The organism is Kribbella sancticallisti, assembly GCF_039530625.1.
GTDB classification, from domain to species: Bacteria; Actinomycetota; Actinomycetes; order Propionibacteriales; family Kribbellaceae; genus Kribbella; species Kribbella sancticallisti.
Map to the genome: position 1 here is coordinate 42,307 of NZ_BAAAOS010000037.1, position 23,390 is coordinate 65,696.

Sequence of the window (23,390 nt, forward strand, 5' to 3'; positions counted from 1 at the left end):
TCACTTACCCCTGCGGGGCTCAGTGGTCGTCACCAGGCGCGACGGCCACTAGTCGCCCTTCCCGATGGACTTGAGGGCCTCGACGGACTCCTTGGACGTCTCGATCGCGCGCTGCGGGCCCTTCGCCTTGCCGAGCATCCGCTTGCCGACCAGGACCAGCGCGAGCGCGATCAACAGGTAGAGCACGGCGACGATCACGAACGACAGCGCCGGGTGCAGCCCGAGCGCGCTCACCCCGTACGCCGCGGCGATGGACAGCAGGATGACCGCCAGCAGGGCCAGGAAGCCGGCCGCGCCGAACATGCCGACGCCGGTCCCGGCAGCGACCGCGGTCGCCTTCAGTTCGGTCTTGGCCAGCTCGACCTCACTGCGCACCAGGCTGGACAGATCCCGGCTGGCGTTGGCGACGAGTTGCCCGACTGTGGGCTCATCCTCGGTCTGCCCCATCGACATGGCACTCCTTCCACGGGTCCGTTCCCCGACCCTAGCCTGTACCCGCGCCTCAATCCTCGGCGTACGCGCGGTTCCGCCGGAACAGCAGCGCCGTTGCGATCAACGCGGACAGCAACGACGCCACCAGAACAGCCGCCTTGGCCCGTTCGATCTGAGCGACGTCGTCGCCGAAGGCCAGTTGGGCGATCAGCAGCGCGACAGTGAAACCGATCCCCGCCAGCACCGACACCGCCCCGACGTCTCGCCACGCGAGGTCGGAGTTCAGCTCCGCCCGGGTGAAGCGCGCGGTCAGCCACGACCCGCCGAAGACCCCGATGATCTTGCCGAACATCAGTCCGGCGACCACCCCGATCGCCACCGGGTCCGTCAGCATCTCGCGCAGTGCGTCGCCGCCGAGCGTCACCCCGGCCGCGAACAGCGCGAACACCGGCACCGCGACCCCGGCCGACCACGGCCGCAGCCGATGCTCGAGCCGTTCGGCCGGGGAGCTCGTCTCGTCCGGATCCCGCAGCACCCGGGTGACCAGGCCCAGCGCGACACCCGCGATCGTCGCGTGGATGCCGGACTCGTGCATGAACCACCAAGCGCCCAAGGCGAGTGGAACGTACACCAGCGGAGTACGGACCCTGAAACGCTGGAGCAGGAAGAAGGCGGCAATCAGAGCCAGGGAGGCGAGCAGGGCCAGCAGGTTGAGGCCGTGGGAGAAGAACGCGGCGATCACCAGGATCGCGCCGAAGTCGTCGACCACCGCGAGCGTGAGCAGGAAGGCTCTCAGCGCGCTGGGCAACGAAGAGCCGACGATCGCCAGCACCGCCAGGGCGAACGCGATATCCGTTGCCGTCGGCACCGCCCAGCCCTGCGGTTTGCCGTCGTCGTCGACGAGGTTGATCACCGCGTAGATCAGGGCCGGCATCGCCATCCCGCAGAACGCCGCGACCACCGGTACGACCGCCTCGCTGATCTTCGACAGGGTGCCGACCACCAGCTCACGCTTGAGCTCGACACCGGCCAGGTAGAAGAACAGCGTCAGGGCGCCGTCGGTCGCCCACTGCTCGACCGTCAGCGGCCCGAGCTGTGCGTCGCGGAGGTGGTGGTAGGCGTCCTGCCAAGGAGAGTTGGCCCAGATCAGGGCGATCACGGCCGCACCGACAAGAACTAGGCCACCGGTGGTCTCGGCGCGCAATGTGCTGGCCAGGAAGGCGCGCTCGGGCCCCAGGATCCGTGGGAACGCTCGTCGTTTCTGCAGCAACCGCACCGGCGGCCCCCTTCGCTCGGGCGTGATCGAACCAATCGCCGACCAGACTTCCCGGCACACCAAGCCGATGGCCGCGGTGGGCGTCAGGCTCCCTCGGGATTCTAACGGAGCCGGACCGGTCAGGCAGTCCAGCTGCGAGGGTCGGGACCCTTCGGCACGATGCCGTTCGGGTTGATGGTGGTGTGGGTCAGGTAGTAGTGCCGCTTGATCTGGTCGAAGTCGACCGTCTCCCCGAAGCCCGGCTGCTGGTAGAGGCGCCGCGCGTAGGCCCACAGGTTCGGGAACTCGGTCAGCTTGTTGCGGTTGCACTTGAAGTGGCCGTGGTAGACCGCGTCGAACCGGACCAACGTGGTGAACAGTCGGACGTCGACCTCGCTGAGGCTGTCGCCGAGTAGGTAGTCGCGGTCGTCCAGCCGCTGCTCGAGCACATCGAGCCTGGCGAACAGAGCGTCGTACGCCGCCTCGTACGTCTCCTGCGTGGTCGCGAAGCCGCAGCGATAGACGCCGTTGTTCACGTCCGCGTAGATCTCTTCGATCAGCTGATCCATCTCCTCTCGCTCGGCCGGAATCAGATCCGGCGCGCCCGGGCGGTGGAAGTCGATCCACTCGGTCGACAGGTCGAGAGTGATCTGGGGATAGTCGTTCGTCACGACCTGCCCGGTCACGGTGTCCACGATCGCCGGCACAGTCACCCGCCCCTCGTACTGCGGGTCGGTGGCGAGGTAGACCTCGGACAGATAGCTGATCCCCAGGACCGGGTCCCGGCCGTCCGGGTCGAGGGTGAACCGCCAGCCCTGCTCGTCGCGGATCGGGTCGACGATCGCCAGACTGATCGCGTCCTCCAAGCCGAGCAGTTTCCGTACGATCAGGGAGCGATGCGCCCACGGGCAGGCCAGGGAGACCACCAACCGGTACCGGCCCGGCTCGACCGGCCAGCGGCCGTGCTCGTCGGGTCCCTCGCCGGGTGCCGACGCGGAGTCTCGGCTGATCCGGCCGGTGAACCTGTTGCCCTGTCGTTTCCACTCTCCGGAGGGCGCGCTCTCGGTGACGAACTGTGCGGGAGTCATGTCGTCAAAACTACCCAGGCTTGATTAGATGGTTACTGGCCGTCCTGGGGAACCGGACAGTACTGTCGGTTCAGGGAAGCGCCAGACACGCCCTAGAGCGGTTGGTTGACACAGTTGGTGACAAGATCAGGAGCCCGCACGGCGGCTCGCGGCCCCCGGCAACCGGTTTGCCGGACACAATCCCAGGGATACTGACGCCATGGCCCGCCCCAGGAACAACCCCGGTGATCTCGCGGAGCTCCCCACCGAACTCCGCACCGACCGGCCGAAGGGTGACCAGATCCGCGAGATTCTTCTGACGCTCACCCGCACGCTGGCAGCCGGCACCGTACTGCCCTCCGAGCGGGTGCTGGCCGAGCGCTTCGGGGTCGCGCGGATGACCGTGCGCCAAGAGGTGGACCGGGTTGTCGCCGAGGGCCTGGCCGCTCGTCGTCCTGGTGGCGGCACGTTCGTCGCCGAGCCACGGCCGGCTCGCATGCTCACGTCGTCCTTCAGCGAGGACATGCGCGCCCGCGGCATCACCCCTGGCGCCAAGGTCCTCGAGCACCGCATCGGCACCGCCGACGAGACTTTGGCCGCCGAACTGGAAGAGCCGGTCGGTACTCCGGTGCTGCACCTGGTCCGTCTGCGCACCGCGGACGGCGAGCCGATGGCGGTTGAGCGGACCTCCCTCTCCCTGCGCCGCTATCCGGGCCTGGACGAGTTGGACCTGAGCGCCGTCTCGCTCTACGACTCGCTGTCTTCTCGCTGGGGTGTCACCCTCGGCATGGTCTCCGCCTCCATCATCGCGGCCGCGCCGGACGAGGCGGACCGCCAACTCCTGGGCATCGACGACACCACGCCGTGCCTCATCATCACGTCGGCGCCGCGCACCGCGTCCGGTGAGGTGATCGAGTTCGGTCGCTCGATCTACCGCTCCGACCGCTACGACATCACCATCGCCTACCGCGCTACCTGATTCCTGCGAATCGGGAAACCGATCACGAGTTGAGGCTGCGCAACACCTTGGGCGCCCGCCCGCGCTCGCTCATCAAACTGCTCAGAGGTGGACCGACGCGACACCTAACGCGAAGGCGGTTCCGGCCAGGGTCAGCATGATGATGGCGAGGGTGAGTAGTTGGCGTTGCAGGGAAGGGCGTTCCGTGCTGGTGGCGAAAACGCGGCGGGGCCAATGGCGCCAGGAGACGTACCAGAAGATCGCCGTTGCTGCCAGCAACAAGACGGCCTTGATCACGTGCAGCCACCAGCGCTCGGTGTCGAGCAGGAGGAGGGCGAGGCCGGTGGCGGCGATCACCATGATCAGGCCGAGTACCTTCCAGCGGTTGCCTGAGGCAATTACTGCGGTCAGGGCCTCGCGGTCGTCCTCGGCCGGGCCGAAGAACTTCTTCAGCTTGGGCTGGACGACGAACAGCGAGTAGGCCATGCCACCCACCCAGGCAGCGGCCAGGCCGGCGTGGACGATGGCGATCAGGGCGGTCATCCCCAGATGATGACAGCCTGTACGCCGAAGTACGGCGTACAGGCTGTCTTTCAGGTCAGGCGGAGTCAGTCCTCGTCGGACTTGCCGGATTCCAGGTTGGTCTTGATCAGGTCCATCACGGTGGAGTCGGCCAGGGTGGTGACGTCGCCGACCTCGCGGTTCTCGGCCACGTCGCGGAGCAGGCGACGCATGATCTTGCCCGACCGGGTCTTGGGCAGTTCGGCGACGACCATGATCTGGCGCGGCTTCGCGATCGGGCCGATCTCCTTGGCGACGTGGTTGCGGAGTTCCTGGACCACGTCCGGACCGCCGTCGCCGGCCTCCGAGCGGAGGATGACGAAGGCCGCGATCGCCTGGCCGGTGGTCGGGTCGGACGCGCCCACGACAGCCGCCTCGGCGACCTTCGGGTGCGAGACCAGCGCGGACTCGATCTCGGTGGTGGACAGCCGGTGGCCGGACACGTTCATCACGTCGTCGACCCGGCCGAGCAGCCAGAGGTCGCCGTCCTCGTCCTTCTTGGCGCCGTCGCCGGCGAAGTACATGCCGGGGAAGCGCGACCAGTAGGTTTCCTTGAAGCGCTCGTCGTCACCCCACAGCGTGCGCAGCATGGCCGGCCACGGCTTGGTCAGGACCAGGTAGCCGCCGGAGCCGTTCGGTACCGGCTGGCCGGCGTCGTCCACGACCTCGGCCGCGACACCCGGGATCGCCTTCATCGCGGCACCCGGCTTGCCCGCGGTCACGCCGGGGAGCGGGGAGATCATGTGCATGCCGGTCTCGGTCTGCCACCAGGTGTCGACCACCGGCGCCTTGTTGCCGCCGATGTTCTCCCGGTACCAGATGTAGGCCTCGGGGTTGATCGGCTCACCCACGGACCCGATCACCCGCAGGCTCGACAGGTCGAACTTCTCCGGGATCTCCTTGCCCCACTTCATGAAGGTGCGGATCGCGGTCGGAGCGCAGTACAGGATGGAGACCTTGTACTTCTGGATGATCTCCCACCAGCGACCCTGGTGCGGGGTGTCCGGGGTGCCTTCGTAGAGGACGGACGTGGTCGCGTTCGCGAGTGCGCCGTACACGATGTAGCTGTGGCCGGTCACCCAGCCGATGTCGGCGGCGGTCCAGTAGATGTCGGTGTCGGCCTTGAGGTCGAAGACGGCCCACTGCGTGTACGCCGTACCGACCAGGTAGCCACCGGTCGTGTGCAGGATGCCCTTCGGCTTGCCCGTGCTGCCGGACGTGTACATCACGTACAGCGGGTGCTCGGCGTCGAACGCCTCGGGCGTGTGCTCGGTCGACTGCTTGCCGACGAAGTCCTCCCACCACAGGTCGCGGTTCTCGACCATGGCGGTCTCCTGGCCGGTGCGCTTCACCACCAGCACATTGCGTACGTCGGGGCAGTCCACCAGCGCGGCGTCCACCGCGGGCTTCAACGCCGCCGGAGCGCCCCGGCGGTAACCGCCGTCGGAGGTGATCACCACGCGCGCGTCGCAGTCCAGGATCCGGCCCTTCAGCGCGTCCGCGGAGAAGCCGCCGAAGATGACCGTGTGCGGGGCGCCGATCCGGGCGCAGGCGAGCATCGCCACCACGGTCTCGGGGATCATCGGCATGTAGATCGCGACCACGTCGCCGGCCTGGACGTTCAGCTCGACCAGCGCGTTGGCCGCCTTGCTGACCTCGTCCTTCAGTTGGGCGTAGGTGATCTCGCGGGTGTCGCCGGGCTCGCCCTCGAAGTAGTACGCGACCTTGTCGCCGAGGCCGTTCTCGACGTGCCGGTCGACGCAGTTGTACGCCGCGTTCAGCTTGCCGTCGGCGTACCACTTGGCGAACGGCGGGTTGCTCCAGTCCAGCGTCTGGGTGGGCTCGACGGCCCAGCTCAGCCGCTTCGCCTGCTCCGCCCAGAAGCCCTCGAAATCGGCGTCGGCCGCCTCGTACGCGTCCGCCTTGACGTTCGCGTTCGCGGCGAGCTCGGCCGGCGGCTCGAACCGGCGCTCCTCGTGCATCAGGTTCGACAGCGCATCGGACTGGTGGGACTCGGAACTGGTCACGTCGCGGACTCCTCGTTGAGAGCTGCAAGACAGCGGAACGCCTGGCGCTCCGGTCACCTTTCTACCAACGCCGGACCAGCCGCGGTACTGGTGCGTCGCCCAGCCGCCCCCGATCTGCGCCGAACGGAGACCGCCGCCGGTCGAACGGCGTTCTGCGTGAACCCCATCACATCACGGGAACCACCCGGCCCCGCGCCGCATCGGAGCACATGTTCCACCCCGTGAGACCCGTGAGACAGAGGAGATCCCGTGATGCATGCCGCGACCGCGCAGTACCCGTCCGCTTCGACGGACCCGGCCGAGGCGCGCCGCAAGATCTCCCGCGCCGCCCGCCGCCGCGTCCACGCCCGCGAACGCCGCATCCGCCGCACCCACCGCACCCTCCGCGCTCAACTCCCCGCCGCGTGGTGATCGAGGACCTTGGTCAGCAGGCGGGTCAGTTCGCCTCGCTCTGAGGGGGAGAGCGAAGCGAAGAGGGTGTTCTGGGCCTGTTGAACGAGTGCTTCGAGGCGGTTGAGTTGGGCTTGGCCGGTGGGGGTGAGAGTGATGATGTTGCGACGGCCGTCGGTGGGGTCGGGGGAGCGTTCGACGTAGTTGGCGGCGGAGAGTTCGTTGATGGCTGCTACGACGTCGCTGCGGTCGATGCCGGTACGGCGGCCGAGGGAGGCCTGGCTCTGCGGGCCGAACTCGGCCAGGGTCGCCAGCAGTCGGTAGTGATAGCCGCGGGCCTCGCCGGCGGCGAAGGCCTCGCTGATGATCCGGTGGGCGTGCGCCGCGGACTGGGTGAGCAGCCAACTCGGCAGCTTCTTCAGCGCCGCGGGGGCCAAGTCATCCGTTGCCATGGTGGCGAGTGTAGCGATCCGTTGGGTTGGCCAACGATAGCTCGCGGGCGTCGAGAAGTTCGTCCCAGTGGTCGGCGGCCCACTCGCAGGCAACCCGCATCGGCTCGAGCATGCTGTGGCCCAGGGGTGTCAGTTCGTAGACCACCCGCCGGACCGGTACGGCGTACTCCGTCCGGCGGACGAATCCGTCGCGCTCGAGCGAGCGCAGGGACTGGGTCAGCACCTTCGGGGTGACCCGGTGCAGCGGGACGCGCAGTTCGGAGTATCGGCGGGGGCCGTCCTCCAGGCAGCGGATCACCAGCGGCGCCCACTTGTCGCCCGCGAACCGGATCGGGTTCAGCGTGGACGGGCAGAGTTCGTCGAACATGTCCGGCCGCAGCGATTCCATTTCACCAGCGTAGTGAGTATCCGATCGGTAACCACCTCTCCGCCTACGGTCGGCCGCAGCAACCGATCGAAGCGGAGCACAGATGAGCAAGGTGCTGGTATTCGGCGCGGGTGGACGAGCAGGCAGGGCGGCCGTCGAGGAGGCGCGGCGGCGCGGGCACGAGGTGACTGCCGCGGTGAGAAACCCCAGCAAGTACGCGGATCTCGACGCGGTCGCGGGCGATGTGACGGATGCGGCGCGGGTCGCTGAGCTCGCGGCCGGTCACGACGCGGTGGTTGCGGCGGTCTACGACGGAGGTGGCGATCCGGCGGTCTTCTTCCCGACGGCGGCTGGGGCGCTGGTCGACGGTCTCACCAAGGCAGGTGTGCCGCGGCTGGTCTGGGTCGGGCTGACGCCGCTCCTGCCGACGGTGGTCGGCACACTGCTGATGGACACGCCCGGCTATCCGCAGGACTACCGCGTCTTCTTCCTCGCCCACGCAGCCGCGGCCGACGTGTTCGCGAGCTCGGAGCTGGACTGGGTCTCGATCGCCCCGGCCGGCGACTTCGACCACGAGCATCCCGAGCGCACCGGCGGATACCGCGTAGTCCCCGCCGCCGCGGACAGCAGGATCTCGTACGCCGACCTCGCGATCGCCCTGATCGACGAGGTCGACGCGCCTGACGATCGCCGGCAGCACCGGACGCAGTACGGCGTCGCTCCCGCCTGACGTCAGCTAAGACCGGGAACCACCGACACCGTGTACGGCGGAGTGCCGGGTGCCACGTCGAGCTGGCTGTTCACCCAGAGCAGGCGATTCCCGTCCCGGGCCACGGTGGTCGGGGTGGCATTGGTTGCCCCTGGCATCGAATCCGCGATCACCCGCGCCTTCGTCCAGTCCCGGTCGAGCACGGCCAGGCGGGTGACGTACTTGCCGCCGCCCGCGTTGTAGACGGCGTACAGGCGACGTCCTTCCAGCAGGTAGCCGTCACCCGAGAGGATGCCGTTCGCGCCGGTGACCTCCAACGGGCGGACCGCCTTCGTTCGCAGGTCGACGCGGTACGTGACGTCCTGGCCCTGCTCGCCAACGAGCAGAGCCCGGCCGTCGGTGACGATGCCGTTGAGGAAGTACGGGATCGGCTCGATCTTGTCGCGGGTCAACCAGGGCTTGAGTTGGCCTAGGCCGTCCTTGGTGAGGGTGGCTCGCCAGATCTGGTTGTGCGCCGAGTCGGTGACGTAGACGGCGTCGCTGGTGAACGTGAAGTCGTTGAGGAACGAGCCTTGCTGAGCTGCCCGGATGGCGAGCAACCGGCCGCGGGCGTCGTACATGTAGAGCTTCGAGGTGCTGGCGCCGGCGACGAGGACCCGGCCCCAGCGGTCGACGTGGACGCCGGTGGCCGAGGTCCGGCCGTCGCTGCCGGCTGGCAGGAACGGCTTGAGGTTGGGGCTGCGGACCGTGCCGCGGTAGACCGCGCCGGTGCCGACGCTGGTGACGTAGATCGTGCCGTTCCTGGTCACCTCGATGCCTTCCGGGGTGTCGCCTGGCGTGGTCGAGACCACGTAGGTCTGCGGGTGGTGATGGTGGGTCTGGTCGGCTTGGGCCGCGGAGGGTTGGACGGCGGTGGTGAGGAGGAGCGGAGCGGCCAGCAGTACTGCGGCGGCGGTGCGTCTGCGGATCATCGGCTCAGGGTGGCCGGATCGGTGCTCGTGGATCGACCGGTTTCGGCCAGGGCCGAAGCAGTACGCCGTACTGACCCTCGAGCGGGCACAATCGCCGGTACAGGGAGGCGACGATGATCCGGATCCACTTCAGCGCGGGCGATCTGGCCCGGGTGACGTTCCCGGCCGAGCCCGAACCCCTCTGGGAGGCGGCCCTGGCCGCGCGGGCGCTCGGGGACCGGGCGATCCCACCCGTCGCGCGCCGGTGGCGGCGGGAGGTGGCGCCGCTGATCCGCCCGTCGATGCGTCCGCTGTTCAAGCTGATCGGGCCGGGCGGGCAGTTCCCCGACTTTCTCACGCCGGAGGTGCCCGCGCCCGGGCTGGATTCGGCCGTGAGCGTGCTCATGGACACTCCGGCCGAGGTGGTCCAGGAGGCACTCGGGCCGTATCTGCCGACGGAGATCGACCTGTATATGAAGGGTCTGCTGGCCGGTGCTCCGGAGTCGCGGCGCGCGCTCGGCAACGCAGTACGGGAGTTTCATCAGGATGTACTGGCGCCGGCCGGGGTGGAACTCGAACGCCGCTACGGCGCTGACCTCGCGCTGCGCTCGCGTGCACTCCTGCAGAGCGGAGTAGACGGCATGCTGACGGGTCTTCACCCGGACGTCGACTGGGATGCGCCCGTACTCACGACGTACGGGATCGGCGCCGGCCCCACCCTCGACGTCGACTTGGCCGGCCGGGGGCTACTCCTCTACCCGTCCTCCCTCACAGCCGAATGCCTGGTCCTGGACGCCCCCGACCGCCGCCCGGTCCTCGTCTACCCCTGCGCCGACCTACCTTCCGCGGACGACGTCGACGTAGATGCCCTGGCAGAACTACTCGGCCGCACCAGAGCCGCAGTACTACGCTCCCTCACCGCCAGCGCCAGCACCACCCAACTAGCCCGCCGCACCGGCATCTCCCTAGCCTCAGCCAGCGACCACACCCGAGTACTCCGCAACGCCGGCCTACTCACCACCCACCGAACCGCCGGCACAGCCCACCACTCCCTAACCCCCACGGCCCACCGCCTACTGCTCTCGCCAAGTCCGCAACTCCTGCAGCCCAAACAGGCATAAGAAAACGGNNNCGTTCCGTGTTTGAAGGTTAGTTGCGGATCAGGGTGAACGTGGACGTGGTGTTGCGGATGTCTACTGCGTTGTTGGTGAGGGTCAGGTTGTTGAAGGTGGCGGTGCCGGCGGCTGGGCCTTCGCCGGGTTCGGGGAGTTCGTTGGCCCAGATACCGAAGCCGGACTTGGCGTCGAAGGCGTCGCCGGACTTGCGGGCGCCGGAGATGGAGACGTTGGTGAGGATGGTGTCGGCGATCGGGAAGAGTCGCTGGCCGCCGACGTAGTCGGTCTGGAACATGATCCCGCTGTAGGTCGGATCGACGATGTCGACATCCGTCAGGCGGATGCCCTGGAAGACCTTGGTGGCGGAGTAGATCCAGATCCCCGGGAACGTCTGGGCACCCCAGAAGTGGCCGCCGGAGCGAACGACCGAGATGTTCTCCCAGCGTGTCGGCGGGGTGGCGCCGAAGCCGTTCATCGGGATGCCGAAGTCGAGCGAGCTGATCGTGATGCCGGAGTACACCAGGGTGTCCGCGACGTACAGGTTGCGGAACACGTTGTTGGTGCCGCCGTAGACCGCGAAGCCGGCCGCTCGCCAGGTCAGTATCGAGGAGAGGTTCTCGAAGACGTTGTCCCGGACCTCGCCACCGCCGCCGTCGACGGCGTTGAACAGGGCGAAGCTGTCGTCACCGGTACTGCGGGCGTCGTTGTTGCTGACCGTGTTGCCCGCCGAGCCGTTCGTCATGTTGATGCCGTCGGCGAACATGTCCCGGATCCGCGAGTTCCTGATCGTCGAGTTGTCGGTGTTCGCACCCCAGTACAGGCACATCTGGTGCTCGACCCAGATGTTGTCGATCGTCATGTTCGACGTGCCGTTGAAGTTGAACACCTTGCCGGGGCCGTCGTTGCGGCTGTCGTAGTTGCCGAAGTACGCGAACCCGCTGAACGTCGACCCGTTCGCCGACGACTGCGCGTCGAACCCGACATCGGTGTTGGTCTGCGAGGTCGGTGCGATGAACCTCGTGAACCAAGGCCCGGCGCCGACCACCTTGATCGCCTTGCCGTAGACGTTGAACTTGTTCGACGTCGGGTAGTCACCGGCAGGCAGGTACACACCCTGCAACGAACTGTCCTGACGCACCCGGTCGATCGCGGCCTGCACGTCCTGCTGACTGAACCCGGCCGGTACTGCGTACCCCGCGCCCGGGTTGGCGATCGGCGCGACCTGCTCGGTGTTGATGAAGTCGATCGCGTAGGTGGTGGTGTTCGCCGGGTCCTTCTGCAGCTTGATCTTCGTGCCGGCCGGGAAGCTCGCGTCCAGCTTGATGTTCGCCTCGTCGTAGATGTGCCGCGGCGAACCGGCGCCCGGCGAGTTCCCCGGACCGGCCTCCGCGCCGTACAGCCAGGCGTACTTCGAGGTCAGCGGCAACGCCTTGTGGAAGGCGCCGTTGACGTACACGTTGATGGTCGAGTTGATGCCGCCACCGCCGGCCGAGTCCGGGATGGAGAACCGGGTGACCAGGGTGTTGGTGCTCGCCCGGGTGGTGAACTCGACGAACGAGCCGTTCGAGTTCAGCGTCACCGCGCGCCGGCCGGACGCCTCACCCGCGAGGTCGCCGATGGTCCGGTTCGGGCCCACCACCTGGGCGCCGCCGCCGACCGAGGCGTCCTCGGCTTCCAGGTGGTCGTACGGCATGTTCGCGCCGCGGCCCACGAACAACGGCCGCTCGCTGGTGTTGTTGGTCCGCTTGACCGGCAGTTCGTTCGCGTCGTCGGCGAGGACCACGCGGACGGAGTACCGGCCGTTGGCCGCGGGCCAGGTGCCCAGGTTGACCGGTGCCGTGGTGGCTCCAGCGGCGATCGCACCGGAGTACGAGCCGGTGAGAGTCCGTACTACGGTGCTGCCGCTCAGCAGAGTCAGCGTGATTCCGTGCGCGCCGGTCGCGGAGGCGATGCTGCCCTGGTTCTTGATCGCGACGGAGAACGTCACGGTATTGCCCGCCGACGGGTTGCCCGGCGACCAGGACACCGTGGGGACCAGGTCCGAGCTCGCGATCGGGGTGACCACCAGCGGGCTGCTGTTCGACGCCGAGTTGTTCGCGTCGTTCTGCTCGATGATCGTGTTCGACTCGTCCACCTTGGCGCTCAGCGGGTAGCTGCCCGCGTCACGGGCCCCGATGGAGGCTGTCACCGTGGCAGACGCACCTGCGGCGATGGCGCCGACAGCCGCAGTACCGACCTTCGTGGTGCCGAGGTAGAAGCTGACGTCGGTCGCCGCCGAGCCCGCGGTACCGGTGTTGTTGACTGTCGCGCGCAAGGTGATCGCGTCCGTCTCGACCGGTGAGGTCGGGGTCCAGGACACGTTCGACAGTGTCAGATCCGGGTTCGGAGCGGGAACGCCCATCACCTGGAGTTCGGCGACTTGGCCGGCCGGGGAACCGGTGTTGCCGGTGAAGTTCAGCCGTACGTCGGCGGCGCGGGCGCTGACCGGGATCGTCACCGTGTTACCGCTGGACGGGCTGAAGTTGTACGCCGCGGAGGCCGCGATCGTGGTGAAGCCGGTCGCGCTCTGCTCGCGGCCGAGGACCGAGAACGTCTGGGTACGGTTGCCCCAGGCGGAGTCCGGGTTGAGCCGGACCACGATCGAGCTCAGGTCCGCGTTCGAGCCGAGCTGGGTGGTGAGGGTGGCCGGGTTGCCGTTGCCCTCCCAGTAGGTCTGCACGTTGTCGTCGTTCGCGTTGGCCGCGACGAACGTGTGCACGTGCCCGGAGGCGGTGATCGGCTTGCCGAGCGCGAGGTTGCTGCCCGGGCCGTTGCTGCCGCCCCGGGTGACGGTGTTGCTGTTCGCCGACTGGTTGCCGACGGCATCCTTCGCGCGGACGAAGTAGCTGATCGAAGTACTGGCCGGCTGGTTGTCGGTGTAGGTGAGGACGCTGCCGCCGACGCTGGTACGCAGCGCGCCGTTCGCGTAGACGTCGTAGCCGGTGACGCCGACGTTGTCGGTCGAGGCGGTCCAGGCGAGCCGGATCTGGCCGGCGGCGGGCTCGGTGAAGGACAGGTTGCCCGGGGCGGTGGGAGCCTGGGTGTCACCGGTCGCCGGTCCGTAGACCTCGAGTTCGGACAGTTGACCGGCGGGCCAACCGGTGTTGGCGGTGATCTGGATCCGGACGTACCGCACGGTCGAGTTGCCGTAGTCGATCGTGACCGTGTTGCCCGGTGCGTTGAAAGCCCGCGAGGCGGAGGCGGACAGGTCGTTGAAGTTCTGGCCGTCGGTGCTGCCCTGGACGGCCAGTGTCTGGTTGCGCGATCCCCAGCCGGAGGACGGCAGCTTCAGCACCACCTGGTTGGTGCTGACGGAGGAGCCGAGGTCGACCTGCACCCACTGCGGGAAGGCGTTGTTGGCGCTCTCCCAGTAGGTGCCCTGGTTGCCGTCGGTCACGTTCGAGGCGGTGTAGTTCTGATTACTGCTGCTCGCGCTCGCGGGCTTACTCGCCGCGAGATTGGGACCGGCCAGTACTGCGGCCGCCGCCGTGGCGCCGGGGCCGGCCTCGGCCGCGCGGAACATCGGGCCGGCGGTCAGCAACAGACTGGCGGACAGCATGGCGGCCGGCAGCCGCCACTTCTGCGGTTTCGTTCTCATGGCATCCGGGGCCTCTCCTGATGGGCGTGGTGGTGAGGGCACAGAGGATTTCCGGCTGCCAAGAAATTGCAGAGATGCTCTAGAAGTTGCTCAACTTTTGCTAAATTCTTGCGCAGCGCTGGCTCATTGTTACGGCAGCGCTACCAGAGCGTCAACGGTTCGTGACCGTCAATCGGCCGAGGTGTCCGAGCTGAACCAGCGCGTCGGGCGGAAGGTGAGCAGCAGGACGGTGTTCTCCGGGTCGCCGAGTTCGCCCTGGACGAAGCCCTGCGCGTGCTCCTCGGGCATGTAGCGGCGGAGGATCACCAGCATCTGCTCCGGCGTGGGCGGCCCGACGTCGACCAGTTCCGCCTCGACGGTCACGTACGCGGGCGGCATCGCCTCGCGCTGGGCGACGAGCGTGATCACCCCGGCCTCCTTGATCCGCTCGATCCGCTGCGGCGCCCTGCGCTGCGTACCGGTGAACATGGTGATGTCGCCGCCTGGTTCGTAGGCGTAGAACGTCGGCACGCTGGTCGGTGCCTGACCGGCCGGGCCGGCCACGCTCAGCACACCGACGTGAAGGTCGGCCAGAAACTCTTCCCGTTGCTGCTTCGTCATTGTTGTCATGTAGTAAGCTTCATAAAAGCAAGTATGATCTGTCAAGTAGAGTAGGCGACTATGACGACGAAGACCTACGGCCAGTACTGCGGGGTCGCCCGGGCGCTCGAACTCGTCGGGGAGCGCTGGGCGCTGCTGATCGTGCGGGACCTGCTGGTCGCGCCGAAGCGGTACACGGACCTGAAGGCCGGGCTGCCGAAGATCCCGACGAACGTGCTCGCCACCCGGCTGAAGGAACTCGAGGCCGCCGGTCTGGTCGTCCGCACGATCCAGCCGCGCCCGTCCGGCGCGATCGTCTACGAACTGACGCCGTACGGCGCAGGCCTCGACGAGGTGGTGCTCGCGCTGGGGCGCTGGGGTGCGCGCTCGCTCGGTGAGTTGCGGCCCGGGGAGATCGTCACCGCGGACATCCTGGTGATGGCGCTTCGCTCGACTTTCCAGCCAGGCAAGGGGAAAGCGGCGTACGAACTGCGGTTCGGGGATCTGGTGATCCACGCGCTCGTGGACGGCGACGAACTGACCGCCCAGCCGGGCCCATTGACTGGCGAGGCGAAGCAGCCAGTGGTGGTGGAGGCGTTCGCGCCCCTCGGCCCGTTGCTCACGGGCGCGGTCGACGGCGCCGAGGCGCTGAAGCAGGGCCTGATCAAAACCAGCGGAACAGCGAGCGACCTCGATCGGTTCGCCGGGAGTTTCCGGATCGGCCCCGCGCCGGCGTGAGGTTGAACGGTTCCGGTACGGCGTGCGCGCTGGACGATGCGCACGCCGTACCGGGACGTTTCAGTGCTTCGCCGGGCCCTCCGCGCCGGCGCCGGTGAGGGCGCGGACGGTGAGTTCGTTGTAGCGGTTGGCGGCGGTCTTGTCCTTGCCGAGGTACGTGCCGAGCACGCCGAGCAGGAAGCCGAGCGGGATCGAGACGATGCCCGGGTTGGACAGCGGGAACCAGGAGAAGTCCGCACCGGTGATCATCGACGACGGCGAGCCTGAGACCACCGGCGAGAAGATCACCAGCACCACGGCGGAGATCAGGCCGCCGTAGATGCTCCAGACCGCGCCCGAGGTGTTGAAACGCCGCCAGAACAGGTTGAACAGCAGCGCCGGCAGGTTCGCCGAGGCAGCGACCGCGAAGGCGAGCGCGACCAGGAACGCGATGTTCAGTTTCTGCGCCGGGATCGCCAGCCCGATCGCGACCGCGCCGATGCCGATCGCCGCGAACCGCGCGACCCGGATCTCGTTCTTCTCGGTCACCTTGCCCTTGGCGATGACGTTCACGTACAGGTCGTGCGCGAACGACGACGCCGAGGTCAGCGTCAGTCCGGCGACCACCGCCAGGATGGTGGCGAACGCGACGGCCGCGATCAGGGCGAGCAGGATCGCGCCACCGATCGAGCCTGGACCGCCGCCGACCATCTCGGCCAGCAGCACCGACGCGGTGTTGCCCTTCGAGGCGGCGACCGCGCTGTCCTTGCCGGTGTCCAGCAGCGCCGCGGCGCCGAAGCCGAGGGCCAGCGTCATCAGGTAGAAGGAGCCGATCAGGCCGATCGCCCACTGCACGGACCGTCGGGCCGACTTGGAGTCCGGCACGGTGTAGAAGCGGATCAGGATGTGCGGCAGACCCGCGGTACCGAGGACCAGCGCAAGGCCGAGCGACAGGAAGTCGATCTGCCCGACCAGGTCCTTGCCGTAGAGCAGGCCGGGCGCCAGGAACGAGTCGCCCTTGCCGGAGTTGGCCGCGGCCGCGCCGAGCAGCTTGGACGGGTTGAAGTCGAACTTCAGCAGCACCAGGAAGGTGATCAGCAGGGTGCCGCTCATCAGCAGTACGGCCTTGACGACCTGCACCCAGGTGGTGCCGCGCATGCCGCCGATCGTCACGTAGATGATCATCAGCGCGCCGACCAGCACGATCACGCCGGCCTTCAGGCCCTCGCTGGTGACGCCGAGCAGCAGGCCGACCAGCGAGCCGGCGCCGACCATCTGGGCGAGCAGGTAGAAGATCGACACCACGATCGTCGAGGACGCCGCCGCTGTCCGGACCGGCCGCTGCTTCATCCGGAAGGCCAGTTGGTCGGCCATCGTGAACCGGCCGGAGTTGCGCAGCAGTTCGGCGACCAGCAGCAGCGCGACCAGCCAGGCGACCAGGAAGCCGATCGAGTACAGGAAGCCGTCGTAGCCGTAGAGCGCGATCTGGCCGGAGATGCCGAGGAAGGACGCCGCGGACATGTAGTCGCCGGCGACGGCGAGTCCGTTCTGGGCGCCGCTGAACGAGCGCCCGCCGGCGTAGTAGTCGGCGGTGGTCTTGTTCTGCCGGGACGCCCACCAGGTGATGTACAGCGTCACGGCGACGACCGCGGTGAACAGTGAGACGGTCAGCGCCTGGTTGCCGGGCTCGGCGTCGACCAGCGGAAGGAGAAGAGTGGTCACCGGCGGCGCTCCCTCTTGTACTTGGCGTTCAGGCCGGCGGCGAGCGGATCGAGCTTCCGGTTCGCGAACCGTCCGTAGATGGCGGCGATCAGGAAGGTGGACACGAACTGGAGCAGGCCGAAGATCAGCGCCACGTTGACGTTGCCGATCACCTGGTGACTCATGAAGTCACGAGCCCAGTTGTTGCAGGCGACGTAGGCCAGGTACCAGGCCATGAACGCGACCGTCCACGGCACCACGAAGTTCTTGTACCGGCGTTTCAGCTCCTGGAAGTCGCGCGCTTCGTGCACGGCCTCGTACGCCCGAGCTTCCCGCTCGAGCCCAGTTTCCTCAGACATCTGCACCCCTCGGTAAGTGCCCTGCACCGAACACCAGCACGTCGTCCCCGGCGCCCAGGCGGGCACCTCGCACTGGCGCCCGGTGCAGGACACAGAACGCGAACAGGTGCACGCTAGCGCTTGGTCGGGCGTTTGTGACCGAATGCAACCAAAACGTTTTGGGCTAGAGCGGCGGAGCGAGGGGTGCGTCGAGGGTGCGGCGGTAGTTGGCCAGGTCGCTGGGGCGGGTGCGGTAGCAGTTGGTGAAGTACGGCATCCGCAGCGGCTCCGGCGGGCGGGCGGTGCCGTCGTAGATCGCGTCGATCTGATCCAGCACCGACTCCCGCCGCGACTCGGTCAGTACGGCGACCCGCGAGTGCGACATCGCCAACTGCCGCAGTCCGGAGCGATCCAGGTCGTGCCAGTGCCGGAATCGGGCCGTCTCGACCATCGAGAACAGGTCGGACTGCAGCAGGGTCGGCATCGGGTCGAACTCGTCGTTCCCGGCCAGGAAGTCCTCGCCGATCATCGCCCGGTGCAGCCGCCGAACCCACGGGACCACCGTGTCGTAGTTGTTCCAGAGCAGCCCCAGGACACCGTGCGGGCGCAGTACGCGGGCGATCTCCGGCAGCGCGCGGGCGTGGTCGAACCAGTGGAAGGCCTGGCCGACGATCACCGCGTCGACCGAGGCGTGCGCGAGCGGGATGGACTCGGCGGCTCCGACCATCGTGTCGACCCCGGGCAGCTTGCGGCACACGGCCAGCATCTCCTCGGACGGATCGACCGCGACCACGTCGTGCCCGAGCGCCGCGGCGACCTGGGTGAGCTTGCCGGTGCCCGCCCCGAGATCGAGGATCTGCAGCCGCCCGGGACCGAGGATCCAGGTCAGCGCGTCGGCAGGGAACGTCGGCCGGCCCGCGTCGTACGCGGCCGCGACGGCGCCGAACGAGTGCGCGCGTTCTGAGTCATCGGTGGTCATCACCGTAAATCATGCCGTAGCCACCGCCCCGCGGGGCGTCACTCGCCGAGCTTCTTCTGTTCGATGTGCTCGTTGAGCGCGGGAAGTTCGGGGTGTTCGGCCAGTAGAGCGACCAGATCGGCGCAGTTCAGCCGGTCCGCCCGGTACTTCTCGATCAGCGTGGTCAGCAGCAGCCGGTCGTCCTCGGTGTCCAGCGTCAGCCGGTACTGCGCGCCGCCGCCGTGCCACGGCAGGTTGAGCAGCTGGACGTTCCCAGGGCGGTTCTGATGCAGGTACGGCGTGACGTGCTCGCGGTCCGCGGCCAGTGTCGCGTGCGTTTCGGCGTCGAGGAGTCGCGCGGTCGAGAACACCTCGTAGTCCATCCCGCGCGGGTAGGTCCGCTCCAGGCAGTTCGACACGTACAGGTTCTCGTCGTCCTCCTCGCGGAACCGTTCGACGCCTGCGGCAACCACCTGGGCGTCGATCAGCGGGCAGTCCGAGGTGACCCGGACGACCCCGTCCAGCCCGTACCCCCGGGCCGCACCCGCGAACCGTGACAGCACGTCGTGCTCGCTGCCGCGGAACACCCCGACCCCGGCCTTCTCGGCCAGCACCACGATCGGGTCGTCGTCCACGTTCGTGGTGGTCGCGACGACCACCGGCAGCCCGGTGCCGGCAAGCCGGTCCAGGTGGTGCTCGAGAAAGGTGCGGTCGCCGGCGGTCAGCAGTACCTTGCCGGGAAGTCTGGTGCTGGTCGCGCGAGCCTGGGTGATGATGCCGATGGTCACCATCTGAACATCTCACGGATCTCGGCTGGGCAGGCCAGGTTCGCCACGCCCAACTCGGTGTCGGTGAACTCGCGGGCCTGGTCCAGCGGCACGTACGGCTGGTCCATTTCGGGCCACAGCCGCTTGATCCTGGCCTGGCCACCGAACGACGGGTGCTCGTTCTCCAGCAGCATCGGATCGCCGTAGACGCCGGGCTGCAGGCCGAGCGAGGCGCCGTACAGGACTGCGGAGCTGAGCCGGTTGGAGGCGACTCGGCGGTGCTCGCGGATCTCCTTGAGCTGCTTCAGCAGGAAGTCCGCGTCGGTCCTGCGCCAGTGCAGCCCGCGATAGCCATGGGTGATCACCCGGAAGCCGGCGCTCTCGTACACCTGCCGGATGGCGACGTTCTCGTACTCGTTCCAGTACAGGCAGACGGTCACCGGACCCGCTTCATGCTCGTTGATCGAGGCAACGATGCGGCCGTGGTCGCCGAGTACATGCTGGCCTTCCCAGCCATGGAACGGGTAGAAGATGGTGCCGACGGCATCGGTCTGGGGGGCGGCGAGCTCGGGGTGCACGCGCAGCAGATAGAGCCAGGGTGCGCCGATCACCGAGTAGTTCCGCAGGCCCATCGAGAAGCCGCGCCGGCGGACGCTGTCGGTCCAGACGAACTTGGGCATCCCGGCGACGAAGGAGGTGCCGTGGGCGAAGCCGTCGAGGATGTTCCAGCCGTGCTGCAGATAGCCCCAGATCCGCGGCGAGCCCTTCAGCCCGGCGTACTGGGCCATCACGTGCGCATGACCGTAGAAGTGGTTGGCGTGGTGCATCAGCGTCCCCGGAGGGAGCGCGCCGCGCGCCGGGCCCGTTTGAGGATCACCCGCGCCGGGTTCAGTACCGCATGGCCGATCCGGTACGGCCGGGATCGGCGGATGCCGTCCAACTGGCTTTCGAACCACGAGGCCCGCTCGTTCGCGTCCGCGAGCTCCTGGGACAGCCGCGCGATGGTGGCGAGCTGCTCGGCGCTGCCGACCGGCTCGACGTTGCTATAAGCAACAAAATACTGTTCTCTCACGGTGATTCCGGCCATCGAGGCCAGTCGCGCCGTCAGCTCCTGCGGATCGGCCGGCCAGGGGAACCGGGAGCCCATCTCCAGGGATCGCCGGACGAAGCGGGCCAGTTGCCCGACCACTCCACCCGCGACCGGTTCGGCGGCGCCGAACAGCCGGAACGACCTGCCGTCGACGATCACGTTGTCCGCCGACGCGATCGCTGCCGTATCCATGTCGAGCGAGGCCAGCCAGGTCACATAAGCAGGCACCGTACGGCGAATCGCGGCCTGGTCGTCGATCCTCAAGGCAGCCAGCAGGAGTTCCTCCAGCAGCACGCCGGGTCCTTGCGGAACGGCGCCGGCCGGTAACACCTTCGGAGCGGGAGCGCCGACGACGAAGTACCAGGCGGGCGCGAGTTCAGCGCCGAGCCCGGCTGCTACTGAGTCCTGCGCGAGGCGGTAGGGATCCAGCAGCGCCGGTCCGCCGAACCGGTCGGCCATCGTGCGGGCGATCGTGGTCGCCGTCAGCGGCCCGGTGGGGTCGACGAGAGCGACCTGGGCCTCGGTCAGATCCGGGTAGACGGAACAGGCCATCGCGGGCATGCCGAGGGCGGCGGTCACGGCCTTCAAGCCGGGTGGCGGCTGGACACTCCCGGCGAGATCCCGCGGCCAGTCCTCGTCCCGGGGAACGGTCGCCGTCACGTCGGGCTGGAGCAAGCGCTCGACCCCGAAGGCATTCGCGGCGGCCACCAGCAGACGTCCACGGGGAGCCACTCGCGCCTTCAGCAGGGCCAGGGCGTCGAGCCAACTCAAGGTGGCCGTGTCGGGCCCGACCAGCCGGGGTAGTCCGTCCAGCGCCACGACCACGTCGTACAGGCCGGTCTCGGGGAAACGGTCGATGGCACCGCAGAAGACCCGTCCCTCGATGGTCGCGGCGATCTGCTCCGCGTCCGGCGCGGATCGGACCAGGATGTCGACCGCGCTGACCGTGGCAGCCACCTGCTTCAGCAGTGCCAGCGAATGCGGCCCGACCACGAGCACCTTGTCGGTCGGCTTCAGTACTGCGTCCATCAGCGCCGCCGGAGCCGGTCCACCAGCCGCGGCACGACCGTCGACCGGGTGGAGATCGGACCAGTTGAGCATCTCCGCGCCGACCATCAGCAAGCCAGTGCCCCCTGTCGCACTTGTCACCGGACCAGTTTCGTCAGTGTCTCGATCACCCGGTCGACGTCGTCGTCGGCCAGGTCGGGGAACAGTGGCAGCGAGATCTCCTCGCGGTAGAACTGCTCCGCGTTGGGGCACAGGCCGCGCCGGTAGCCCTGTTCGGCGAAGACCGGGTGCCAGTAGACCGGGATGTAGTTCACCTGGACGCCGATCCCGGCTGCGCGCAGGCCCTCGAAGATCTCGCGGCGACGGCCGCCGAGGACCCGCAGGGGGTAGAGGTGCCAGGCGGGATCCACGTCCGCGCGCTGGACCGGAGTACGGAGGCCGTCGACGTGGCTCAGCGCCTCGTTGTAGCGCGCGGTGATCTCGGCCCGGCGCTGCTTGAACGCGGCGAGCCGACGGAGTTGGGACAGCCCGAGGGCGCAGGCGAGGTCGGTCAGGCGGTAGTTCACGCCGTACTCGTGGACTTCCTGGTGCCACGGGCCTTCGTCGTCGATCTTGAAGCGGGACGGGTCGCGGACCAGGCCGATGAAGTGGAACTCGTGCACGCGCTGGGCGACCGCCGGATCCTTGGCGACGACCGCGCCGCCCTCGCCGGTGGTGAGGTTCTTGGTCGGGAAGAACGACAGCGTGGTCACGTCGGCCAGGTCGCCGACCGGGCGGCCGCGGGACGACCCGCCGATGGAGTGCGCGGCGTCGTCGAGGGTCGAGGCACCGACGGCATCAGCAATCGGCTGCAGGGAGTCGTAGTCCGCCGGGTGACCGGCGTAGTCGACGGCGGCGATCACTTTCGTCCGCTCGGTGACGACCGCCTTGACGGCCGCCGGATCGATCAGCGCGGTGTCCTCCTCGACGTCGGCGAAGACCACCTTCGCGCCCAGCATCGCGGCGCAGGAGGCGGTGGCGACGAACGTCATCGGCGTTGTCACGATCTCGTCGCCGGGGCCGACCCCGAGGCCGGCGTACGCCATGTGCAGGGCGGCCGTGCCGGATGTGCAACTGACCGCGCGGTGTCCGCCGGACAGTTCGGAGATCGCGGTCTCGAACGCGGTCACGGCCGGGCCGGTGGTGAGCCAGTCGCCGCGCAGTACCGCGGTGACCGCCTCGATGTCCTCCGCCGAGATCGACTGGCGGCCGTAGGGGAGCATGGCGTCAGGCATCGCTCTCGAGGATCTTGCGGATCTCGTCGATGGAGTACCACTGGTCGTTGGTGTCCGAGGCGTAGTGGAAGTCCTCCGCCACCGGTCGACCTTCGGGCGGGGAGACGTAGCCCCAGGTGGCCAGGTCGGGCTGCAGTACGTAGCGGTTGCCGAGGGCGAGCGCCCGGCGGCCTTCCTCCGGGCTGATCATCTCCTCGTGCAGCTTCTCGCCCGGGCGCAGGCCCATGTCGTGCATCGTGGCGCCCGGCGCGATCGCCTCGGCCAGGTCCGTCACCTTCATCGACGGGATCATCGGCACGTACAACTCGCCGCCGCTCATCAGTTCGAACGAGTCGACCACGAACTTGACCGCCTCGGGCAGCGTGATCAGGAACCGGGTGCAGCGCAGGTCGGTGATCGGCAGCGACTGGCCGGCCTCGTGCAGGGCCCGGAACTTGGGGATGATCGAGCCGCGGCTGCCCATCACGTTGCCGTACCGCACGACGCTGAACCGGGTCTCGTACGCCGCCGCGTAGTGGTTGCCGTTGATGAACAGCTTGTCCGCGGTCAGCTTGGTCGCGCCGTACAGGTTGATCGGGCTGGACGCCTTGTCGGTGGACAGCGCGACGACGCGTTTCACGCCGGAGTCGATGCTCGCCTCGATCACGTTCTGCGAGCCGATCACGTTGGTCTGGACGAACTCCCACGGGTTGTACTCGCCGCTGTCCACCTGCTTCAGCGCGGCCGCGTGCACCACGTAGTCGACCCGGTGCATGGCCCGCATCAGCCGGGCCCGGTCCCGCACGTCGCCGAGGAAGAACCGCAGCCGCGGGTCGTCCCCGAACAACTGCCGGATCTCCCACTGTTTCAGCTCGTCCCGGCTGAACACGATGATCCGGCGCGGATCGAGCTGTTCGAGCGCGTGCCGGATAAATGCCCGGCCGAACGAACCGGTGCCTCCGGTGACGAGAATGTCGGAGCCGGTGAGGATGGAGGACACGTCGAGCCAGACCCTTCTGAGCACAATTCCGGTTCACGCGATCACACCGCGCAAGTTCG

General features: G+C 68.2%; 23 protein-coding genes. 5 read left to right on the forward strand and 18 right to left on the reverse strand.

The window, feature by feature from the left end:
- Positions 1–48: 48 nt before the first annotated feature.
- The 3 genes from ABD255_RS25225 to ABD255_RS25235 form a co-directional block, all read right to left on the reverse strand.
- The gene (locus ABD255_RS25225; protein WP_344218091.1) at positions 49–447 is read right to left on the reverse strand and encodes a phage holin family protein; all 399 of its coding nucleotides are present in this window, start codon (positions 445–447) and stop codon (positions 49–51) included.
- Positions 448–502: 55 nt separating this feature from the next.
- Positions 503–1,708: a Na+/H+ antiporter NhaA gene (gene nhaA / locus ABD255_RS25230; protein ID WP_344218093.1), complete on the reverse strand. Its 1,206-nt coding sequence runs from the start codon at positions 1,706–1,708 to the stop codon at positions 503–505.
- 119 nt (positions 1,709–1,827) lie between these two features.
- Complete coding sequence (locus ABD255_RS25235) at positions 1,828–2,775, reverse strand: glutathione S-transferase family protein (RefSeq protein WP_344218095.1); 948 nt, start codon at positions 2,773–2,775, stop codon at positions 1,828–1,830.
- Between the two features lie 199 nt (positions 2,776–2,974).
- On the opposite strand from ABD255_RS25235, the gene ABD255_RS25240 reads away from it, so the two are divergent.
- Positions 2,975–3,733: a GntR family transcriptional regulator gene (locus ABD255_RS25240; RefSeq protein ID WP_344218097.1), complete on the forward strand. Its 759-nt coding sequence runs from the start codon at positions 2,975–2,977 to the stop codon at positions 3,731–3,733.
- 81 nt (positions 3,734–3,814) lie between these two features.
- Here ABD255_RS25240 and ABD255_RS25245 read toward each other — a convergent pair whose 3' ends face one another.
- Both ABD255_RS25245 and acs read right to left on the reverse strand, forming a co-directional pair.
- On the reverse strand, positions 3,815–4,255 hold the full coding sequence (locus tag ABD255_RS25245; RefSeq protein WP_344218098.1) for a hypothetical protein: 441 nt from the start codon (positions 4,253–4,255) through the stop codon (positions 3,815–3,817).
- A gap of 65 nt (positions 4,256–4,320) precedes the next feature.
- Positions 4,321–6,255 carry an acetate--CoA ligase gene (gene acs, locus ABD255_RS25250; protein ID WP_344218387.1) on the reverse strand — a complete coding sequence of 645 codons (1,935 nt, stop codon included), beginning with the start codon at positions 6,253–6,255 and terminating at the stop codon, positions 4,321–4,323.
- A gap of 297 nt (positions 6,256–6,552) precedes the next feature.
- Between acs and ABD255_RS25255 the strand changes: the two genes are divergently transcribed.
- Positions 6,553–6,711 (forward strand): hypothetical protein, encoded by a 159-nt coding sequence (locus ABD255_RS25255; protein WP_344218100.1) that lies wholly within the window; start codon positions 6,553–6,555, stop codon positions 6,709–6,711.
- On the opposite strand, the gene ABD255_RS25260 is transcribed toward ABD255_RS25255, so the two are convergent.
- Both ABD255_RS25260 and ABD255_RS25265 read right to left on the reverse strand, forming a co-directional pair.
- The gene (locus tag ABD255_RS25260) at positions 6,690–7,142 is read right to left on the reverse strand and encodes a MarR family winged helix-turn-helix transcriptional regulator (protein ID WP_344218102.1); all 453 of its coding nucleotides are present in this window, start codon (positions 7,140–7,142) and stop codon (positions 6,690–6,692) included. The genes ABD255_RS25255 and ABD255_RS25260 overlap by 22 nt on opposite strands.
- Positions 7,129–7,530: a winged helix-turn-helix transcriptional regulator gene (locus ABD255_RS25265; RefSeq protein ID WP_344218104.1), complete on the reverse strand. Its 402-nt coding sequence runs from the start codon at positions 7,528–7,530 to the stop codon at positions 7,129–7,131. Before ABD255_RS25265 ends, ABD255_RS25260 begins: the two co-directional genes overlap by 14 nt.
- Before the next feature lie 82 nt (positions 7,531–7,612).
- On the opposite strand from ABD255_RS25265, the gene ABD255_RS25270 reads away from it, so the two are divergent.
- Positions 7,613–8,239, forward strand: a complete 627-nt coding sequence (locus ABD255_RS25270) for an NAD(P)-dependent oxidoreductase (RefSeq protein WP_344218106.1) — start codon at positions 7,613–7,615, stop codon at positions 8,237–8,239.
- A gap of 2 nt (positions 8,240–8,241) precedes the next feature.
- Here the strand turns inward: ABD255_RS25270 and ABD255_RS25275 are convergent, their stop codons facing one another.
- The gene (locus ABD255_RS25275) at positions 8,242–9,189 is read right to left on the reverse strand and encodes an SMP-30/gluconolactonase/LRE family protein (protein ID WP_344218108.1); all 948 of its coding nucleotides are present in this window, start codon (positions 9,187–9,189) and stop codon (positions 8,242–8,244) included.
- Positions 9,190–9,302: 113 nt separating this feature from the next.
- On the opposite strand from ABD255_RS25275, the gene ABD255_RS25280 reads away from it, so the two are divergent.
- Entirely contained in the window at positions 9,303–10,289 is a 987-nt protein-coding gene (locus ABD255_RS25280) for a winged helix-turn-helix domain-containing protein (RefSeq protein ID WP_344218110.1), read from the forward strand.
- Positions 10,290–10,317: 28 nt separating this feature from the next.
- Here ABD255_RS25280 and ABD255_RS25285 read toward each other — a convergent pair whose 3' ends face one another.
- The gene (locus tag ABD255_RS25285) at positions 10,318–13,920 is read right to left on the reverse strand and encodes a discoidin domain-containing protein (RefSeq protein ID WP_344218112.1); all 3,603 of its coding nucleotides are present in this window, start codon (positions 13,918–13,920) and stop codon (positions 10,318–10,320) included.
- A gap of 168 nt (positions 13,921–14,088) precedes the next feature.
- The gene (locus ABD255_RS25290) at positions 14,089–14,529 is read right to left on the reverse strand and encodes a pyridoxamine 5'-phosphate oxidase (protein WP_344218114.1); all 441 of its coding nucleotides are present in this window, start codon (positions 14,527–14,529) and stop codon (positions 14,089–14,091) included.
- 51 nt (positions 14,530–14,580) lie between these two features.
- Between ABD255_RS25290 and ABD255_RS25295 the strand changes: the two genes are divergently transcribed.
- Complete coding sequence (locus tag ABD255_RS25295) at positions 14,581–15,237, forward strand: winged helix-turn-helix transcriptional regulator (RefSeq protein WP_344218116.1); 657 nt, start codon at positions 14,581–14,583, stop codon at positions 15,235–15,237.
- Between the two features lie 60 nt (positions 15,238–15,297).
- On the opposite strand, the gene ABD255_RS25300 is transcribed toward ABD255_RS25295, so the two are convergent.
- From ABD255_RS25300 to pseB, 8 genes are all read right to left on the reverse strand, one after another.
- Positions 15,298–16,938: a solute symporter family protein gene (locus ABD255_RS25300; protein WP_344218118.1), complete on the reverse strand. Its 1,641-nt coding sequence runs from the start codon at positions 16,936–16,938 to the stop codon at positions 15,298–15,300.
- Entirely contained in the window at positions 16,935–17,276 is a 342-nt protein-coding gene (locus ABD255_RS25305) for a DUF485 domain-containing protein (RefSeq protein ID WP_344218120.1), read from the reverse strand. Before ABD255_RS25305 ends, ABD255_RS25300 begins: the two co-directional genes overlap by 4 nt.
- Positions 17,277–17,439: 163 nt before the next feature.
- A complete protein-coding gene (locus ABD255_RS25310; RefSeq protein ID WP_344218122.1) occupies positions 17,440–18,234 on the reverse strand; it encodes a class I SAM-dependent methyltransferase in 795 nt (264 codons plus the stop codon).
- 38 nt (positions 18,235–18,272) lie between these two features.
- A complete protein-coding gene (locus ABD255_RS25315; RefSeq protein WP_344218124.1) occupies positions 18,273–19,004 on the reverse strand; it encodes a cytidylyltransferase domain-containing protein in 732 nt (243 codons plus the stop codon).
- Complete coding sequence (locus tag ABD255_RS25320; protein ID WP_344218126.1) at positions 18,998–19,807, reverse strand: hypothetical protein; 810 nt, start codon at positions 19,805–19,807, stop codon at positions 18,998–19,000. Before ABD255_RS25320 ends, ABD255_RS25315 begins: the two co-directional genes overlap by 7 nt.
- A complete protein-coding gene (locus ABD255_RS25325) occupies positions 19,807–21,219 on the reverse strand; it encodes a hypothetical protein (RefSeq protein ID WP_344218128.1) in 1,413 nt (470 codons plus the stop codon). Before ABD255_RS25325 ends, ABD255_RS25320 begins: the two co-directional genes overlap by 1 nt.
- Positions 21,216–22,352, reverse strand: a complete 1,137-nt coding sequence (locus ABD255_RS25330; protein ID WP_344218130.1) for a DegT/DnrJ/EryC1/StrS family aminotransferase — start codon at positions 22,350–22,352, stop codon at positions 21,216–21,218. Before ABD255_RS25330 ends, ABD255_RS25325 begins: the two co-directional genes overlap by 4 nt.
- Positions 22,345–23,331, reverse strand: a complete 987-nt coding sequence (gene pseB, locus ABD255_RS25335) for a UDP-N-acetylglucosamine 4,6-dehydratase (inverting) (protein ID WP_344218132.1) — start codon at positions 23,329–23,331, stop codon at positions 22,345–22,347. Before pseB ends, ABD255_RS25330 begins: the two co-directional genes overlap by 8 nt.
- Between the last annotated feature and the right edge of the window lie 59 nt (positions 23,332–23,390).

Coding starts and splice junctions, on each gene's coding strand:
- ABD255_RS25225 (WP_344218091.1), bottom strand. CDS start 447: ATGGGGCAGACCGAGGATGAGCCCACAGTCGGGCAACTCGTCGCCAAC.
- ABD255_RS25235 (WP_344218095.1), bottom strand. CDS start 2,775: ATGACTCCCGCACAGTTCGTCACCGAGAGCGCGCCCTCCGGAGAGTGG.
- ABD255_RS25240 (WP_344218097.1), top strand. CDS start 2,975: ATGGCCCGCCCCAGGAACAACCCCGGTGATCTCGCGGAGCTCCCCACC.
- ABD255_RS25245 (WP_344218098.1), bottom strand. CDS start 4,255: ATGACCGCCCTGATCGCCATCGTCCACGCCGGCCTGGCCGCTGCCTGG.
- acs (WP_344218387.1), bottom strand. CDS start 6,255: ATGCACGAGGAGCGCCGGTTCGAGCCGCCGGCCGAGCTCGCCGCGAAC.
- ABD255_RS25255 (WP_344218100.1), top strand. CDS start 6,553: ATGCATGCCGCGACCGCGCAGTACCCGTCCGCTTCGACGGACCCGGCC.
- ABD255_RS25260 (WP_344218102.1), bottom strand. CDS start 7,142: ATGGCAACGGATGACTTGGCCCCCGCGGCGCTGAAGAAGCTGCCGAGT.
- ABD255_RS25265 (WP_344218104.1), bottom strand. CDS start 7,530: ATGGAATCGCTGCGGCCGGACATGTTCGACGAACTCTGCCCGTCCACG.
- ABD255_RS25270 (WP_344218106.1), top strand. CDS start 7,613: ATGAGCAAGGTGCTGGTATTCGGCGCGGGTGGACGAGCAGGCAGGGCG.
- ABD255_RS25275 (WP_344218108.1), bottom strand. CDS start 9,189: ATGATCCGCAGACGCACCGCCGCCGCAGTACTGCTGGCCGCTCCGCTC.
- ABD255_RS25280 (WP_344218110.1), top strand. CDS start 9,303: ATGATCCGGATCCACTTCAGCGCGGGCGATCTGGCCCGGGTGACGTTC.
- ABD255_RS25285 (WP_344218112.1), bottom strand. CDS start 13,920: ATGAGAACGAAACCGCAGAAGTGGCGGCTGCCGGCCGCCATGCTGTCC.
- ABD255_RS25290 (WP_344218114.1), bottom strand. CDS start 14,529: ATGACAACAATGACGAAGCAGCAACGGGAAGAGTTTCTGGCCGACCTT.
- ABD255_RS25295 (WP_344218116.1), top strand. CDS start 14,581: ATGACGACGAAGACCTACGGCCAGTACTGCGGGGTCGCCCGGGCGCTC.
- ABD255_RS25305 (WP_344218120.1), bottom strand. CDS start 17,276: ATGTCTGAGGAAACTGGGCTCGAGCGGGAAGCTCGGGCGTACGAGGCC.
- ABD255_RS25310 (WP_344218122.1), bottom strand. CDS start 18,234: ATGACCACCGATGACTCAGAACGCGCGCACTCGTTCGGCGCCGTCGCG.
- ABD255_RS25315 (WP_344218124.1), bottom strand. CDS start 19,004: ATGGTGACCATCGGCATCATCACCCAGGCTCGCGCGACCAGCACCAGA.
- ABD255_RS25320 (WP_344218126.1), bottom strand. CDS start 19,807: ATGCACCACGCCAACCACTTCTACGGTCATGCGCACGTGATGGCCCAG.
- ABD255_RS25330 (WP_344218130.1), bottom strand. CDS start 22,352: ATGCCTGACGCCATGCTCCCCTACGGCCGCCAGTCGATCTCGGCGGAG.